Source organism: Paenibacillus sp. BGI2013 (assembly GCF_002843485.1).
Classification (GTDB): domain Bacteria; phylum Bacillota; class Bacilli; order Paenibacillales; family Paenibacillaceae; genus Paenibacillus; species Paenibacillus amylolyticus.
Window position 1 is genome coordinate 119,403 of record NZ_PJFA01000014.1, and the last position, 18,260, is coordinate 137,662.

Annotated in this window: 12 protein-coding genes and 1 riboswitch; of the genes, 10 read left to right on the forward strand and 2 right to left on the reverse strand. The window is 48.0% G+C overall.

Annotated elements, in window-relative coordinates; genetic code table 11:
* The first annotated feature begins 102 nt into the window (after positions 1-102).
* From CXK86_RS26345 to CXK86_RS26385, 9 genes are all read left to right on the forward strand, one after another.
* Entirely contained in the window at positions 103-861 is a 759-nt protein-coding gene (locus tag CXK86_RS26345) for a spr1630 family ClpXP-sensitive toxin (RefSeq protein WP_017691175.1), read from the forward strand.
* Between the two features lie 32 nt (positions 862-893).
* A complete protein-coding gene (locus CXK86_RS26350; RefSeq protein ID WP_076254215.1) occupies positions 894-2,090 on the forward strand; it encodes a spr1629 family repressor/antitoxin in 1,197 nt (398 codons plus the stop codon).
* A 339-nt stretch (positions 2,091-2,429) separates the two neighbouring features.
* Positions 2,430-2,492, forward strand: coding sequence for a potassium-transporting ATPase subunit F (locus tag CXK86_RS33080; RefSeq protein ID WP_353884092.1), 63 nt, complete (start codon positions 2,430-2,432; stop codon positions 2,490-2,492).
* Positions 2,493-2,551: 59 nt separating this feature from the next.
* The gene (gene kdpA, locus CXK86_RS26360) at positions 2,552-4,231 is read left to right on the forward strand and encodes a potassium-transporting ATPase subunit KdpA (protein WP_076254213.1); all 1,680 of its coding nucleotides are present in this window, start codon (positions 2,552-2,554) and stop codon (positions 4,229-4,231) included.
* Positions 4,232-4,422: 191 nt separating this feature from the next.
* On the forward strand, positions 4,423-6,423 hold the full coding sequence (gene kdpB, locus CXK86_RS26365) for a potassium-transporting ATPase subunit KdpB (protein ID WP_218640809.1): 2,001 nt from the start codon (positions 4,423-4,425) through the stop codon (positions 6,421-6,423).
* 61 nt (positions 6,424-6,484) lie between these two features.
* Positions 6,485-7,045, forward strand: a complete 561-nt coding sequence (gene kdpC / locus CXK86_RS26370) for a potassium-transporting ATPase subunit KdpC (protein ID WP_076254208.1) — start codon at positions 6,485-6,487, stop codon at positions 7,043-7,045.
* An 87-nt stretch (positions 7,046-7,132) separates the two neighbouring features.
* The gene (locus CXK86_RS26375) at positions 7,133-9,472 is read left to right on the forward strand and encodes a histidine kinase (protein WP_076254206.1); all 2,340 of its coding nucleotides are present in this window, start codon (positions 7,133-7,135) and stop codon (positions 9,470-9,472) included.
* Positions 9,473-9,479: 7 nt separating this feature from the next.
* Complete coding sequence (locus CXK86_RS26380; protein WP_257468214.1) at positions 9,480-11,081, forward strand: ATP-binding protein; 1,602 nt, start codon at positions 9,480-9,482, stop codon at positions 11,079-11,081.
* Position 11,082: 1 nt separating this feature from the next.
* On the forward strand, positions 11,083-11,784 hold the full coding sequence (locus CXK86_RS26385) for a response regulator (protein WP_076254201.1): 702 nt from the start codon (positions 11,083-11,085) through the stop codon (positions 11,782-11,784).
* Between the two features lie 117 nt (positions 11,785-11,901).
* Here CXK86_RS26385 and melA read toward each other — a convergent pair whose 3' ends face one another.
* Positions 11,902-13,203 (reverse strand): alpha-glucosidase/alpha-galactosidase, encoded by a 1,302-nt coding sequence (gene melA / locus CXK86_RS26390; protein ID WP_076254199.1) that lies wholly within the window; start codon positions 13,201-13,203, stop codon positions 11,902-11,904.
* A 201-nt stretch (positions 13,204-13,404) separates the two neighbouring features.
* On the opposite strand from melA, the gene CXK86_RS26395 reads away from it, so the two are divergent.
* Positions 13,405-14,232, forward strand: coding sequence for an AraC family transcriptional regulator (locus tag CXK86_RS26395; RefSeq protein WP_076254197.1), 828 nt, complete (start codon positions 13,405-13,407; stop codon positions 14,230-14,232).
* A gap of 79 nt (positions 14,233-14,311) precedes the next feature.
* A riboswitch (cobalamin riboswitch) is annotated at positions 14,312-14,504 on the forward strand.
* 719 nt (positions 14,505-15,223) lie between these two features.
* Here the strand turns inward: CXK86_RS26395 and CXK86_RS26405 are convergent.
* Positions 15,224-18,166, reverse strand: a complete 2,943-nt coding sequence (locus CXK86_RS26405; protein ID WP_256720196.1) for a DUF5704 domain-containing protein — start codon at positions 18,164-18,166, stop codon at positions 15,224-15,226.
* Positions 18,167-18,260 lie beyond the last annotated feature (94 nt).

An 18,260-nucleotide genomic window follows, 5' to 3' on the forward strand; every position in this document is an offset into this window, starting at 1 on the left:
AGATAGGTTTACTTTAAAAATATCAAAAAAAATCATATCTTTGCACACGAACTTCGATTAAAATATAACTTGTCTTCATATTTATGAATCGGAGTGATCTATATGGAACAATATAAGTTCAAGTCGGAACATAGTCAGATGCTTGTTGATGCTATTGTTGAAGGATACCGCGAATATATTGATCACCGTAAAGATCGGAAGAGAAACATGAAGATTAGTTCAGCCTTTGCCTGGACAAAGGGAAATTTTATTGAGAGCAAAATCGCAGATTATTGCGGTGAACAAGGATTCACTCACAAGAAATCCAAAGCAGGTTTAACATGGGATTATCTCCAGTTCACACATGAAGAATCAAAAGTTCTGTTTCTGATAAAGAACGCAGCCTACTTTAATGAGAATAGTTTTTCCAGTGCCAAGCTACCTACGGGCGTTGACAACAAAGGTGCTTTCCGTACCTATTTACACGATCTCTCCAAGATTAATAACGATCTGGAATTTTCTTTGATTCAACCACGCCGTAATGAACATGGTGAGTTGGAGAGGGTTGAGCAACTTTCTTTTCCAATCTCAGAGAGTCAGGTCAGCCGTGTGAAAGAAGAACTTGAACATCTTGCATCTACATATAATGAGTTTCATATACTCACTTATGCTATTGATGATGCATACCAAATTTCGAAGGTTCAGCATTATCTGCCTAATCCGCATGATAATATCGCTTATTTTATAGAAGATTTATCAGACCTCATCTCTGGTGCTGAACTGGATGATAGTGAACGGGAGGCGCTTACGCCTGATGTGGAAGATATCGTTGATCCGGCAGCTTATGATATTGAAATTTTGGAAGGAGAACAGCGGGGGTGATTCCCTGTGTCGTTCAGTAAGGAGGGAGTAGCATGTTCGTTGGTGAAAATTTGACCAATTTGCGGATCATGCATGGGTATTCGAGAAAACAGCTCTCTGAACAATTAGGTGTGACAGAACAAGCAGTCTGGCAATATGAAAATGCTTATACCTCTCCGAAGGTGCCAATTGTGAATGAGTTGAAACGCATTTTCAGTGTAAAAAGCAAGTATTTTTATACGAAAGATATGCTTACACAGCGTAATAACGCAGCCAACATTGATGTTATGAACATTGCCTATCGTTCGAAAGTGATGAATGTGATATCCAAGACACAGACAGAAGCAAAGCATGTAGAATATCTGGACACGTTCATTAATTATATTACCGCTCAGATCAGCCTTCCCACACTGAATATTATCCAATTGCGGGAAGAGGCAATTGAGTATATGAACCATACAGACGATGATCGTACGACCCAGATCCATTATGTTGCCCATCTTGCGAGACAACGGCTGAATATGGAGCCATCCACGAATGAGAACCTGATGTTCCGGATCGAAAAAAGTGGTGTATATGTTTTTGAAAAAGCGATTGGTGAAGAAATTGATGCGTACAGTCTTTGGACACGAAATGATCGTCCGTTTATCATACTGGGCAACATCAAACGTTCTGCGGTTCGTAGGAATTTTGATATTGCACATGAACTTGGTCATTTGTTGCTTCATTATCGTCTTGAATTTGTCAATCTGGACCGAAAAGAACACAAATTGATTGAAAATGAAGCTAATCTGTTTGCGGGTGCATTTTTATTGCCCGAAGAAGAGTTTTCATCGGACATGAATGAAATCACTTATAAGACGAATCCCGATCAATATCTTGATTTGAAAAATAAATGGAAGACTTCCCTACAAGTGCTGGGATACAGAGCAGCACATCTAGGAATGATGGAAGCTAAGGATCATCGTAATTTCTATGCGGCGATGCACCGAAGAGGATATCTGGAAAAGGAGCCTTTCGACAGGGAGATTCCACTTCAAAAGCCGATGCGAATTAAAACCATTATTGATCTGCTTTCCAATAAAGGTCTTGTGGATATCCGCTATATGATTGAGGAGGATTGGAAAGTGGAAACTTCCTTCTTTCATCATATGACAGGAATAAACACCGACTTTTTTAACAAGTACATGACGAACAAGCCTGAAACTAGTATTCAAAATGTTAGGGAAATGCCTACACGTAGCTCTTGAAATGACGGGTAGGTAATAGATTGGCACGTAATGGATTGCTCCGTATAAAATGATGATAGACCCGTTCTTTTCAGCCCATTGCTGAGGAGAGCGGGTCTTTTTTACGTTTTTTTTACACCCATGTAGGCATTTCTTTACCCCTTTTTTACAGCGTTTCATATTACGATTTTACATGTAGCAGGTGCAGAGAACGGTAGAGAGAGGGAGGAAGGGCGCATGGTGAATGATGCCACGATGATTGGATTGGTTGTGCTGCTGTTTGCGGTGTTTTGGGGATTCGTGAAATTCTGCGAGAAGGCTTGAGGGTAGAGAGGGGGATGCCAAATGATCGTCATCGGTATGATTGTGCTCGCACTGGTGATATATCTCGGTTATGTGCTGGTGAAGCCGGAGAAATTCTGATGCTGACAATGTGCGTAATGCACGAACAAGTGAACGTCGAATAGGGAGGAAATGCGGATATGGGTATCGGTGTAGTGCAAGTAGCGGTGACGCTGCTTATCATCCTGCTGCTGGTGAAACCGGTGGGAAAATATATAGTGAACGTGTTTGATGGACAGCGAACGGGGTTGGATCGGATTTTTGGCGGACCGGAGCGACTGTTCTATCGAGTAATGGGAGTACGCGAGAACGAATCCATGGGGTGGAAAAAGTACCTCACGGCTGTTCTCCTCTCCAACTTTGTAATGTTGGTGTTGATGTTTCTGGTGCTACGGCTGCAAAAATATTTACCGCTCAATCCGGATGGCATCGGCAATATGCCAGCGGCGCAGGCATTTAATACGGCCGTATCCTTCATGACCAACACGAACTGGCAGTCGTATACGGGCGAGAACGCCTTGTCGTATCTGTCACAGATGCTGGCCGTGACGTTTCCGATGTTTACGTCGGCAGCAACGGGATTTGCAGTGGCTATTGCGTTCATTCGCGGGCTGATAGGCCGCCGGGATGAACTGGGGAACTTTTACGTCGACCTTGTACGGTCGATTACGAGAATTTTTTTACCGCTGAGCTTCATCGTGGCCTTGTTCCTCGTGTTCCAGGGGGTGCCTCAGACACTCGCGGGAGCGGTGAACGCAACCACGCTGGAAGGCGCGCAGCAGACGATCTCACGTGGACTGGTCGCCTCACTGGAGTCGATCAAACACATCGGAACGAATGGTGGCGGCTGGTTTGGAACCAATGCTGCACATCCATTCGAGAATCCGACGGCCCTGAGCAATCTGGTGCATATTGTCTGTATGATGTTGCTGCCAACGGCACTGGTATACGCCTTCGGTTTGATGGTCAATAACCGGAAGCAGGGTTGGGCATTGTTCGCGGCGATGAGTTTTCTTTTCCTAGTGATGTTGACCACCGTATTTGTCTCCGAATATCGCGGTGTACCCGCGCTGGATGTAGTAGGTCTTCAAGGCAATATGGAGGGGAAAGAGGTTAGGTTCGGCATACCGGAGTCGGCCTTATTCACAGCGGTCACGACGGCGGCTACAACAGGTTCAGTCAACAATATGCACGAGTCGCTCACTCCGCTTGGAGGTCTGGTGTCACTGGCTCAGATGATGCTCAATAACGTGTTTGGGGGAAAAGGGGTAGGGCTGATCAACGGACTGCTGTATGTGATTCTGGCTGTGTTTATCTGTGGATTAATGGTGGGACGGACACCTGAGTTTCTGGGCAAAAAAATCGAGGGCAAAGAAGTGAAGCTCGCATCCATCGCCTTGCTCATTCATCCTTTGATTATTCTGGTGCCAACGGCAATCGCGCTTATGCGGCCTGAAGCTATTGCGTCCATCTCGAACGGGGGCATGCATGGCCTGACTGAAGTTCTCTATGCTTTTGCCTCGGGTGCAGCCAATAATGGATCGGCCTTTGCCGGACTGAATGCCAATACAGACTTTTACAACATCGCAATTGGTATCGTTATGCTGCTGGGAAGGTACGTTTCGATGATCGCCATGCTGGCTATTGCGGGTTCACTGGCCACCAAACGGGTTGTGCCTGTAACTACGGGCACGTTGCGGACACACACACCTCTGTTTGCTGGCATTTTGGTCATGATGATCATTGTAGTCGGTGCACTCACATTCTTCCCGTCGCTTGCTCTTGGACCGATTGCAGAGCATCTGGCGATGATTCAATGAGGGATACGACAGATGGATCAGCACAAGGATGTAACGTATGGAGGTGGCAGTACACGATGAATGCAGTCGAACGAAAGAAGAGGATGCAACACATGGATACAGAAATGTTTAGAACGAAGGGCAATGAGCCAGATAACAACCGCGGTAATATTCAACGTGATCCCGGATCGAAACGGTCGTTAAACAAGGATATGATACTTCAGGCTTCACTCGATGCGTTCAAGAAGCTGAATCCGGTGGTCATGATCAAAAATCCGGTCATGTTTATTGTCGAGGTGGGTACATTCATTACGCTCTTATTATGCATCAACCCCGATCTGTTCACCGCATCCGAGGGTGGGCGCGGGTACAACATTGCCGTGTTTTTCATTTTGTTGTTCACGCTGCTGTTTGCTAACTTCGCGGAGGCACTTGCAGAAGGTAGAGGTAAGGCTCAGGCGGATACGTTACGTAAGACGAAGTCGGACACCCTGGCCAATCTGGTGCAGAAGGATGGAACAATCCGGCAAGTGTCTTCGACCCAGTTGAAAAAAGGTGATATGGTCCGTGTGGAAGTCGGTGAACTGATTCCGACAGACGGTGAGATTATGGAAGGCTTGGCCTCCATTGATGAATCGGCCATTACGGGAGAATCCGCCCCGGTAATCAAGGAGGCAGGAGGCGATTTCTCCTCGGTTACCGGAGGTACCCGCGTCGTGTCCGATTACATCGTCATGCGTGTTCAGACCGATCCAGGTGAGTCATTCCTTGACCGGATGATCTCTCTGGTTGAGGGTGCACAGCGCCAGAAAACACCAAACGAAATAGCGCTGACAACCCTGCTCGCCGTATTAACTCTGATCTTTCTAATAGTCATTCTATCGATGGTTCCGATGGCGAATTACCTGGGTATTCGACTGGATCTGGCGACATTGATCGCACTGCTCGTCTGCTTGATCCCAACCACAATTGGTGGATTGTTATCCGCCATTGGTATTGCCGGGATGGACCGTGTTACACAGTTCAATGTGCTCGCTATGTCAGGTAAAGCGGTGGAAGCAGCTGGGGATATCGACACGCTGATTCTGGACAAAACAGGAACGATCACATACGGAAACCGCATGGCATCTGAGTTTATTCCCGTTCAGGGAATTACTTTGTCAGAGATGACGCAAGCTGCTTTACAGGCTTCTGTGCGAGATGAGACCCCGGAAGGACGTTCTGTTGTGGAACTGGCAGGCAAACAAGGCCAGAGCTGGGCTGAGACGGAGTATGCAAATGCGGAAAATGTGGAGTTCACGGCAGAGACCCGGATGTCCGGTCTGAACCTGAGTAGCGGAATGAAGATCCGCAAAGGTGCGGTAGATGCGATCAAACGTCATATTGCTTCCGAAGGAGGCCGCATACCTGGTGATCTGGATGAGATTGCAAATCGCATTGCGAAGGCCGGGGGCACGCCACTTGCTGTGGCCATCGATGAACGAATCTATGGTGTGATATATCTGAAAGACACTGTGAAGCCAGGGCTGAAAGAGAAGTTCGCTGAGATGCGCGCCATGGGCATTAAGACCATTATGTGTACAGGCGACAATCCGCTGACCGCAGCGACCATAGCGCTGGAAGCGGGTGTGGATGATTTTATTGCCGAAGCGAAGCCCGAGGACAAGATTGCGGCGATCAAAAAAGAGCAGCAGGAGGGCAAGCTCGTCGCCATGACGGGCGACGGTACCAACGATGCTCCTGCTCTTGCGCAGGCCGATGTGGGCCTGGCGATGAATTCGGGCACCATGGCGGCCAAAGAAGCGGCCAACATGATTGATTTGGACTCCGACCCGACCAAATTATTGTCGGTAGTCTCCATTGGCAAGCAGCTGCTGATTACACGCGGCGCACTCACAACTTTTTCGATATCCAATGATATCGCGAAATATTTTGCCATCATTCCAGCCATGTTTATTCTCGCCATGCCACAACTTCAGGCACTGAACATTATGAATCTGGCTTCACCGCAGTCCGCGATCCTGTCGGCGCTGATCTTCAACGCCATTATTATTCCGCTGCTTATTCCCATCGCGATGAAAGGGGTTAAGTATCGGGCGATGTCAGCCGAAAGGTTGCTTGGCCGCAATGTGTTCATCTATGGCGTAGGTGGCGTGATTGTACCTTTTATCGGCATTAAGCTGATTGATATGGTTCTGTCGAGGATTCTTTAACGAGATAACAACGCTTATCAAAATTGTCCTTCTATCCTAATGAATTCAGGAAGTGATCTGTATGAACATGTTCTTGCCCGCCGTACGGTTATCCGTTGTGCTTATGCTGATATGCGGCCTAATCTACCCGCTTGTAACGACTGGTGTAGCCCAGCTTCTCTTTCCTGCGCAGGCGAATGGCAGTCTGATTACGCAAAACGAGAAAATCATCGGCTCGTCCCTGCTGGCGCAGGAAATCCAATCGCCGGGGCTGTTCCAGCCCCGGGCATCAAATGCCAATTATGATCCAACGGCTTCAGCCGGTTCCAATCGCGCTGTAGTCTCGGAGGAGTATATCGGCGAGATGAAAGAAAAGATTGCTCAGCTTAGGCAGGAAAATCCGGGATTGAAGCAGATCCCTGCTGATCTTGTGACGGGTTCAGGCTCTGGACTTGACCCGGATCTCTCTCCCGAAGCCGCTGAGGCACAGATCCCACGCATTAGCAAAGCTACAGGGCTTAGTGAACAGAAGCTTGTGCAACTTGTAAATGAGCATATGCAAGGTCGGCAAATGGGTATATTCGGGGAACCGCGTGTGAATGTAACGGCTCTGAATATGGCGCTGACAGCAGAACTGAATTAACGAATATATTAGCCTGCTCTCGATATATCGGGAGGGGCTTTCTCCATTTTTTCTTCATATTTTTAAAGGAAAGGGGGAGTGGGACGGATGGAAGACAGCTTCAAGCGCAAGTCACCGGAAGAGATGTTGAAGATGATTACGAAGCTGCAGCAGGGTACCCTCAAAATTTACATCGGCCCAGTCAGCGGATCGGGCAAAACGTATCACATGTTGCGGGAAGGGAACACGTTGCGCCAACAAGGCATTGATGTGGTCATCTGTGCCGTGTCCACGATGCGCAGACCGGAAACGGTAGAGCAGCTTGGCGCACTCGAACGGATTCCAAGCATTCACTGGTTACGCGAGAGTGATGATGTAGAGATGAAGGATCTGAACTTGGATGCACTATTGGCACGTAATCCGGAGGTTGTGCTGGTGGATGGTTTGGCACATCGCAACAGAGAAGGTGCTCGGTATGCTACCCGGCTGGAGGATATTCAGTTTTTGCTCCGAAACAACATCAGTGTCATGACAACGGTGAATGTGTATGAGCTGGAAGGCTATACAGAGCTGGCACGACAACTTACGGGGATCGCAGCAGAATATACGGTGCCTGCCGATACATTGGAGCTTGCGGATGAAGTGAAGCTGATAGACGTCACACCAGAAACCATACTGAGCCGTCTGGCAGAAGGTCATCTGAAGGGGCATGAGGGAGAAGCAGTTTTTCGTCAAGGCAATCTGGGTATTCTGCGCGAACTGGCCCTGAGATTGGTTGCAGAAGGGGTGAATGAATCCCTGCGTGAGCATCGGGAGGAGATGGGAATTACCGTCACAACAGGCATCATGGAACGGATTCTGGTGTCCACGCAATATCATTGGAATGGCTCCATCTATATCCGGCGTGGGCAACAGATTGCCAAACGGCTGAATGGTGATTTGTGCGCCGTTGTTTTCCGGAATATGAAGCATCCATTAACCAAGGAGGCAATCGTATTTCGGCGTAATATGATCAAGTTGGTAGAGAAGTTTGGCGGCCATATGGAGGAGCTGTCTATATTAAACCGTCGTAACATCCCGTCTACGCTGGCGCGTTACGCCATGGAGCACCAGATTACCCGGATTGTGATGGGACACTCCCGGCGTACACGCTGGCAGGAACTGTTGCAAGGGTCCGTTGTTAACTCGCTGTTACGCAGATTACGTGGTGTCGATCTGTTTCTGGTTGCTGATCGAGCGGCCCGGGAGGGTGAACGTGTGGTTCCGGCTAAAGTTAACGATGTGGAGTATCTGACATACCGCAGACTAAGCGAGCAGGAAATGAAGGAACAGATTGGTCAGATTCAGCGCGGCACATTCAAAATATATATCGGAGCTGCACCAGGTGTAGGCAAAACCTACATGATGCTGCGGGAAGGCAATGATTTGCTCCGCAAGGGCATCGATGTGCAGATCGGCTTGCTGGAGACCCATGGGCGGGCGGAAACCGTGGAGCAGATGGGCCACCTGTCTGTGATCCCTCGCGCGCAACGCGTTTATCAGGGGGCGCATCTGGAAGAGATGGACACAGAGGCTATTCTGCATCTTTGCCCAGAAGTGGTGCTTGTGGATGAACTGGCGCATACGAATGTACCCGGGAGTGTTCGGCAAAAGCGTTATGAAGATGTTCTGTTCCTGCTGAATGCAGGCATCTCGGTGATTACTACAATGAATGTACAACATCTCGAGAGCCTGAATGATGCCGTTGAACATATTACAGGTGTTCGTGTCCGCGAGACCGTACCCGATCGGATCATTCAGATGGCGGATGAGGTGCAGCTGATTGATGTCGCACCCCAAGCCTTGCGGCAGCGCATGAGGGAGGGTAAAATCTATGCAACTGCCAAGGTCGAGCAAGCCCTTGCGAATTTCTTCAAAATTGGCAATCTGATTGCCTTGCGAGAACTTGCCCTGCGCGAACTGGCGGACGATGTCGATGAACGGCTTGAAACACAGCAGGCCAAAATTGCACTTCGAGGACCTTGGCGCAGACAGGAAGCGGTCTTTGTATGTGTAAGCAGTGATCGTCATGCCGAGCGGCTGATCCGGCGCGGATTCCGCATGGCTTATCGTCTAAAAGCCATCTGGCATGTACATCATATCCACATCGGTGAGTCCATGAGTGACGAAGTGAAGTGCCATCTGGAAGCGTTGGAGCAGCTGACAATTCGGCTTGGTGGTCAATTTCATATTCATCACAGTCCAAGACTGCGCGATGTACCTGAGATTTTGGCAAGAAAGGCATCGAAGGCAAGAGCAACCCAGCTGGTGGTCGGGCAGGCAAGACGGGTGTGGTGGCTGAATGGCTATCGCGGCTCAGGGTCGGTGGTCAACCGACTTGTACGCTTGTCGCGGCATCTGGATGTATTAATCGTTGCAGATTATGATTATGAACTGAGCGGGATGTGAATGGATATTGTCTGAACAAATAAAAAAAGAAACGCAGGCAGCCCACGGGAAACGGGTTCCGGCATATGTATGGGTGACCCTCGGGGTGACGCTGCTAACTTTACTGCTTCATGCCATCGGCATGAGTGGTGATTTGGTTAATGTAGCGCTTATATATCTGTTTCCCGTCCTGGTGAGTGCCGTGTATTGGGGAATGGGGCCAGCTGTATATGCCGCGAGTTTTAGCGTCATTATGTTTGACTTCTTTTTTGTCCCGCCATATTTGAGCTTTACGGTTGAGGATTTGAGATATCTCATCTCCTTTGTTGTATATCTTGCGGTGGCGATCCTGACAGCCAGTCTTGCAGGTCGATTGCGACAACAGTTGGAGATGGTAAAAGCACGCGAGGCCACGACTAACTCCCTATACGCATTGAGTCGTCAGATGACAGCCATTACGGATCTGAATACGTTGCTGGTTAACATTGCAACCCAGGTTTCGCTCACCTTGGGCAAACCAGCAGCTGTTTATCTTCCGGATGGGCAGGGGGATCTGCTGGTTACAAGCTCTTCTGCACCCGCATCAGAAGGGGAAAAGGATGGCTGGGGAGATGGAGAGTCGGAGATTGCCATTGCCAAATGGGTGTATAATCACGGACAGATCGCAGGTAAGGGATCATCCGCTTTACGGGAATCTCCCGGACTTTACGTGCCGCTACGCACAGAGGAGCAGATTCATGGCGTGCTCGCTGTGAGCATGGACGTTGGTGAGGTTCATGAGCAGCAAGAACAGCAAGAACAGCTTCGTTTGCTGGAAGCATGCGGAGGACTGGCCGCAGGTGCCATTGCCCGAGTGAAGCTGGCGGAAGAGGCCCGATTGGCGCAGATCACTGCTGAATCGGAGCGCATACGCACAGCACTGCTGGATTCTGTCTCCCATGAATTGCGTACTCCCCTAACCGCCATTATCGGCTCGGCTACGGGATTGTTGGAGAATGATATACTTTTTACACCCGAGGATCGGAGAGAATTAACAGGCAACATTCGGGATGGAGCTTTGCGTATGAATCGTCTCGTCACGAATCTGCTGGGTATGGTTCGGCTGGAGAGCGGCATGTTGCAACTGAATCGGAAATGGTGTGAAGTGGGGGACATGATCAGCGTTGTACTGACACAGGTTCGGGAATTCAGTCCGCATCGTAACATTCAAGTTGAACTGCCTGATGATCCGGCCTTCATTTACGGAGATGAAGTATTGCTGGAGCAGGTACTGGTCAATATCGTCAGCAACGCCATCAAATATTCGCCCGACGAGACCCAGATTGTCATCATTGTGGCGAATGATAGAAGTCCGAATCAATTGACGATCATGGTTGCTGATCAAGGCATCGGTATACCGGAAGCGGAAAGATTGCGTATATTTGATAAGTTCTATCGCTCGGAGTCTACTCAGCATGTCACAGGAACGGGGCTTGGTCTGGCGATCTGCAAAGGCATTGTGGAAGTCCACGGAGGTACCATAGTAGCAGAGCCGAATTCGGGCGGGGGAACGAGAATGCGCATAGATATCCCCATGGAGGCTCACGGACCACGGTTTCCCTATTCAGAACAAGGAGAGGTTGAAGAATAACATGAACGCACCACTAGGGGCTCGCATACTGGTGATCGATGATGAGCCGCAGATTCGCAAATTGCTCAAGGTCACCCTTCAGGCACACCAATTCGAACTCCACGAGTGTGGGGATGGCGAAGAGGGCGTTATTCAGGCCAGTATTGTACATCCGGACCTGATCATCCTTGATCTTGGTTTACCAGGCATGTCTGGCATGGAGGTCCTTCGCCGGATTCGCGAATGGTCACAAGTGCCGATTATTGTGCTGACAGCGAAGGATCAGGAGGGAGACAAAATTGCCGCGTTGGATGGTGGTGCAGATGATTATGTGACCAAACCATTTGGAATGGGTGAGTTGGTCGCCCGTATTCGGGTGGCGCTGCGTCATGTAGCCAAAACGACGGATGAGCCAATACTGCGCTTCGGATCACTAACGGTTGACCTGGCCCAAAGGCAGGTCGAACTGGAGGGGACTTTGGTCAAATTAACCCCGACGGAATATGAGATGCTGAAGGTGCTCGCCTCGAATGCGGGGAAGATCATCACCCAGCGTCAGCTTTTGCAGCAAGTATGGGGAGGGCATCATCATGAGTCCGACAGCCATTATCTTCGGGTATATGTGGGACATCTGCGTAAAAAATTAAAGGAAGATCCGACGAATCCCCGATATATTCAAACGGAGCCTGGCATTGGTTATCGCTTTTTGCTTCCTGCAGAATAAGGTTTAATGGAGCGGGGCGTTTCTTATAAATGATGTGATGTACGCTTCGGCGGGTGAGCGCTATAGAACGAACAATACACCGTCCCCTTTAGCTGCAAAGGAAACGGTGCTTTTGTATTATGACGTGTATTTTGGCAACCAGTCGCCGTGAGCCTCAATCAACTCATCGCACATCGCTACGATGTCATCGATAGACAGCTCCGCAGCTGTATGTGGATCAAGCATGGCGGCGTGATAGATATGTTCTTTTTTTCCAGTGATTGCCGCTTCAATTGTTAGCAGTTGCGTGTTGATGTTTGTCCGGTTCAATGCCGCGAGTTGTGGAGGCAGATCCCCAATGTACGTAGGGCTGATTCCTGATCCATCCACCAAACAAGGTACCTCAACACAAGCCTCGCGAGGCAGGTTGGTGATCAGTCCGTTGTTCATAACGTTTCCGCCAATTTTGTACGGGTTATTCGTCTCCATCGCTTCGATAATATGCGATGCGTATTCACGGCTGCGGGTATGTTCAATATTTTCGCTGGCAAACAGCTTGGTACGCATTTCTTTCCAGCCTTCAATCTGGTTCACACAGCGGCGTGGATACTCATCCAATGGAATGTTGAAGCGTTCAATCAACTCCGGGTAATTCCGTTTGATGAAGTAAGGGTGGTACTCAGCATTGTGCTCGGAGGATTCCGTTACATAATAGCCAAAACGCTGCATCAGTTCATAACGAACCATGTCGTCATGCTGTTCCTTCTGTTTTTCTTTCGCCAGACGTTTAATCTCGGGGTACAGATCCTGCCCGTCTTTTGTGACTTCGAGCAGCCATGCCATGTGGTTGATGCCTGCAATTTTGGCTACGACACCCGTCTGATCGATCCCCAGTGCATCAAACAGATGTGGTACACATACCTGCACACTATGACACAATCCTACGGTTTTGATCCCACCATGTACGTTCATGACGTTGGTAAGCACGGCCATTGGGTTGGTATAGTTCAGGAACCACGCATCTGGACATACTTCCTGCATATCTCGGGCAAAATCCAGCATGACCGGAATCGTACGAAGATTACGGAAAATTCCGCCGATACCGAGTGTATCTGCAATCGTTTGACGCAGTCCGTATTTCTTCGGAATCTCGAAGTCCGTAATGGTACATGGATCATATCCACCGACCTGGATGGCGTTGATGACATATTTGGCCCCGCGCAGTGCTTCTTTGCGGTCATGATATACGTTTACAACGCAACGACTTCCGAGTGAACGGGCCAGACTGGTCAGCAAACGCTCTGAATCGCTCAAACGTTCAGCAGCGATATCGAACAATGCCAGTTCAAAATCCTGCAGTGCTTCGGTCATCATGACATCACCCAATACATTTTTAACAAAGACGGTGCTGCCTGCACCGAGAAATGTAATTTTATTCATTTAAGTTTAGCCTCCCTGAAAAATGTTGTACCCCAACTATAGGCCGATTCGGCACATATAACTATGGCTCAAACCCTTTCAAACATGGCATAATCCCATTTTTGTTTTCGCTTTCAACTGATATTTAAGTATTTTAGCTGTTATAATATAAATTATTAAATAAAGAGGTAAGCGGAACGAAGTCAGGATGGAGGGCTAAAAATGAGTCGCATTGAGATGAATGTGGTTCCCGCAGGCTGGACACAGATGGAGCTGATGTTGTTGTTTTTCGGGTGGGAGGCCTGTGATCCTGCGCATTATTGGGGACCCGGTGTACGTGATTCTTACATTGTGCATTACATCCATGAAGGACGGGGCACCGTGTACATGGGGGATCGGGAGTACAAGCTGACTCAGGGACAGGGCTTTGTGATTCTACCAGATACACTTATTCATTATGAGGCAGATCCGAAGGAGCCCTGGACGTATTCGTGGTTTGGTTTTAAAGGCGTACAAGCCAAAGCATTCATGCAACGTGCCCAATTGAGCCCGGAGCGCCCGATATATGATGCCCATGATACAAATACGATGGAACAGTTGTATACGGAGATGGTCCAGGCTTCCACGCGACCGGGAGGCGATGTGTTGAACCAGAGTCTCTTGTACCGCTTGATGGCAGAATTAATCTCTTCTTCGCCTGTAGAGGAAGAAATAGGACAGCTTCTTTCGAACAAAGAGACGTACATCCGACAGGCGGTGCAGTTTATAGAGAACAGGTACAGCCAGCGAACCTCCATTCTGGATATTGCCCAAGCTGTAGGGTTGGATCGCACGTATCTATCGGGATTGTTCAAAGAGCGATATGGCATGTCGCTACAGTCCTTTTTTCTGGAGTACCGTATGAATCGGGCTGCCGAACTTCTTCAGAATCCAGGGCTGTCGGTCAGTGAAGTGGCCCATTCTGTCGGCTATACGGACCCATTACTTTTTTCCAAGATGTTCAAGCGAGTGACGGGTGTGTCTCCAAAGGGTTCGAGAAATCGAGATTAGACGCATCTAGTGTTTCAAATTTAAAAGAAAAGTTTTGATCATTAAACGTCGTCCCCCGCTATACTGATACAGAAGTGTAATTGAATATGTAGAACTTGGTGCTTTGCCCGTCAGGGTGGAAGCTTAATAGGGAAGTCTGGTGTAATACCGGCGCGGTCCCGCCAATGTAACAGAGGAGTCAGGTAGCGATAATCCACTGGTGTAAGCCGGGAAGGGGCTGCAAGTGACGATGATTCTGGAGCCAGGAGACCTGCCAGGTTTAGGAAACACAGTAGTACCCTACGGGAGATAGGAAGGTGTTTAGAGAGCATGATTTTTTTCTGAAAATCTGTTTATTTAAGGCGTCCTCATCCAGTAACACGGAGATGGACGCTTTTTTTGATAGAATTTATAAGTTTTCAGGGGAGCTGTGGATGAAGAACATCATGGCACATACATAAAGTTTTGTGGAAGGACGTTAGAGCACTTGAGCAGATATATCGTTAAACGATTATTACAACTGGTAGTCCTATTGTTCGGCATCACGTTCCTGACGTTCCTGCTAACCTACCTGTCTCCTGGAGAAAGGCTGTCAGGATAATACGGATGTGCGGGTTTTCTTTATAGTCTAAGTAAGGTTATAAAATGAGAATGATGCAAGAAGGGTTACGCCAGAAGTCCATAGATGACTTTCAGGATAACCCTTTTGTTGTATAACAGGCATGTTGTGTGTAGTTGGGATGTGACAGCGGAATCACTTGTGAATGCTTTATCGTATGTGGTTCGGTGCACCTATGTCATTCAGTACACCATAGTTTTGCGCAGGCTGTATAGTACTCAGTCTGGCACTTCATGGCTATTTCATCATATATTTATTGATTGCTTCAGTGGGTGATTATCGCTATAAAGACAGTCAGTCTATTTTGGAGAGGTACTCCGCATATAGACTCTTCTGTCCACATGTAGTTGGCTACATCTGCTTAGCCAGTCGTACTGACATGAGAGATTCAAACTAGTGTGGTACTTGGGATTGGAAGTCATTCCGGCTAGACTGATCAGCATGGTAAAAGACAATATCGCCATCCTTCAGCGGCCAGGTTCTACCTTGACTGTCTGTTGGCTTTTTGTTGAAACCTTCCATCTGCCATTGATTTATCAGTGGTGCATGAATGTATTGCAGATGGGGCGCCTCTGTATTTCCATTCCGCAGGCTCTCCATGTTGAAGTTGACTACGATATAACCATTCTTTAGAAAAATCTTCGATTTCTCATCCAGCTGATTTTGTCGGGCGAGGGGTTCGAGATCCGTCCCTTTTGGTACAGCATATACATCGGCTGGCAAGCTGTACTCCCCGTACCAACGCTGGATTGCTGCATTGGCTCGGTCCGCGTTGACCCCAGAAGGAATGTCCGTTTTAGGTCCAATGAGTGTCCTAATCGGAGCGGAAAGGATCATCCAATCATAACGACCTACCCATGTTTTTTGATGAGAAGTCTGATCGACCAAGCGAACCATATATTCTGCCAACGTACGCTGATTACGTTCTTCAGCTGACAGTTCATAAGTATACTGGTAACGCGCTGTATCGCCTAACTCTGTGCCGGGTACATTTCGAAGACGTGAGTTCAGGACAACAAAGCGTTTCTCCAGATCCTGCACCGATCCGATACGGATCAGGCGTTCCTGGCCTCGATGGTAGTACAGATCCACTTCTTGTCGGGAGGACCCGTCTTTACTCACAAAAGCAAAAGTGGGTGTAATTCGAATACCATCCTGTTTGCCAAACATATTGCCCTTGGTCTTCAGATCGAACTTGAAATGGTACCCTGTCTTCACAGTTGCGTTAGCGAATCCCTGCACCGGATGGCTTCCTGGTCGAATAGGCAATACAAATGGAGCCAGGTTGCCTCGCGGATCACCATCAATGCTATTCATCCCGGTCCAGTAGCTATAGCCCGTTGGTTCGGGACTACCCAACCGCTTGCGAAATACACTTTCCCAGTTGTAATCAGAGATATCAGTGACGTGAAAATCATATAACCTTCCGATGACATCTACCGGTACAGTGTCTGCTGCGACATGATATGCCAGATTGGTATTGGCATCCTGTTGCTCGGTAAAGTTTGCAGGTGCATTCTCTGCAATATTGCGGAATGCAATGTGGTACTTGCCTTCGTCTACCCATACAGGGAGGTAGAATGTGGTATCCAGTTGATTGATCGGAATATCAACCCATGTCTTGGCAGGGATAAACTGACTCCGGTCAGCGTTATAGACATCAAACGGGAATTGCACCTGTTTGATTCGAAAATATTTGGCATAGTCCCGATTTCCATAACCGGGATAACTCGCTGCGTCCAAGTGTTGTCCCGATGTAGGGATTCGCACAATGAACGGACGTTCCAGAATGAGTGCAGCGCTGGTTGGGTCCGGTACGGTTTTCTGATTATGCGGTTGATCATCCGATACCCAGGCATAGTTGACGACAGGGGTGTGTACCGTGACCGTGTTGATGCCGTTAATCGGTAATATTTTATTGGAACCGCCATTCACGTTATCTGGTAGCAAATCATAATAGATTTCACCAGAGCTTGTGGTTTTTGCTTTATTCAGCAGGGAATTGCTGATCATATTACCCGGTTTGTACAGCACATCCCGCCCAATCGTCGTTGGATTAGGAATATTGGATGGCGCTGGGCCATCTTTGGTTGCTTCCACATCATTCATAATGGTTGTGTTGTTGAATTTCACTAAATCATTATTCACTTTACTTTGAGGTGTGTTGGATTCAGCTATCCCTTTTAACCGTGATGTATCATCAGGCACACTGGGAGGTTGGTTCAAACCACCTGTTAATTTGGGTGGAGTATATGAGATTGAAGTGGTTTGTCCTGGTCGTACATGGCTTTCTACGGCTTCATCATTTTTAGACTCTAGTGTTGGTGGTGTGTATCCTGTTGGATTCATCGTAACGGTCTCACCGGGCAAAGCGTAATTATTCATGGTTGCTTTAGCGATCTTGTATACTTCCAGATTGTTAATTTTCCAGTAGGAGTAGTCTCTTGTGATCTGGAAGTTGTATGGCTTGGGTACCGTGTCGTTCGCGGGTACAGGTGGCCCTGGTGTACAACCATCATCATCACATTCCTCTGGTCCAGGTACTGTCCACTCTCTGTCGTACGAGATTGTGACATTACAGTTGTATGTAACTTTACCGCTCATTTTCGCCCAAGCTTGTTTAAACAGATAATTGTCAGCAAAGGCATTTATGTAGAGTGACTCGGAAGTAGGGATTCCTCTTAACACATTGAATGTCTCGTTATCTCTGTTATCTGACTTTATAACACCGTTGGCATTTGGATCAAGATCATTCATGCTCATGATGGTTCCAGCAGAAGGTGGTCCAATCGTTGGCGTGCAACCTCCACCACCGCCCCCGTTACCGTCGCCCTCGCCAGTACCTGGGTTCTCTTCAACACCAATGTTTGTTGTGGTAGTTAACTGAAATCCATCTTTCTTCCACAGTACGGTGATGGTTGTAGTTCCCCTACTGACAGCTTGGACTAATCCGGAATTACTAACGGTAGCAACACCAGGATTGGATGATTCCCATGTCGTTGTACCACCGCTTCCAGTGTTTACATTGGTCTCCGCTCCAAAGTTTCCATCTCCAGTTTTCGTCTTGACCGTAGCATTAAGTTGTTTGGACTGGTTCAAGCTAAGTTGCCCGCCAGCGGTAAGATTGATCTCTTTGGTTATTTCGGCAAAGGCCCGCCAATATATATCCGTATTGAATATGTAGTCGGCAGAGAATTTAGGTGGATTATAGGGTCTGTGGGCTGTTGGTTCAATCGCACCTCCGATTTGAGTTGTAAATTTCACCGTATCACCGTCAAATGATTCCACACTAACCAAGATTGGTTTTCCTGGTAAGTAATATTGTGTGTTATCCATGTACATGGGCTTTAACGAAATTGTAGTTAATTCACTTCTAGAATACCTCTGACCGGAATGATCAAAGTACTCAGAGGGTTTGTAGCTTGGTGCA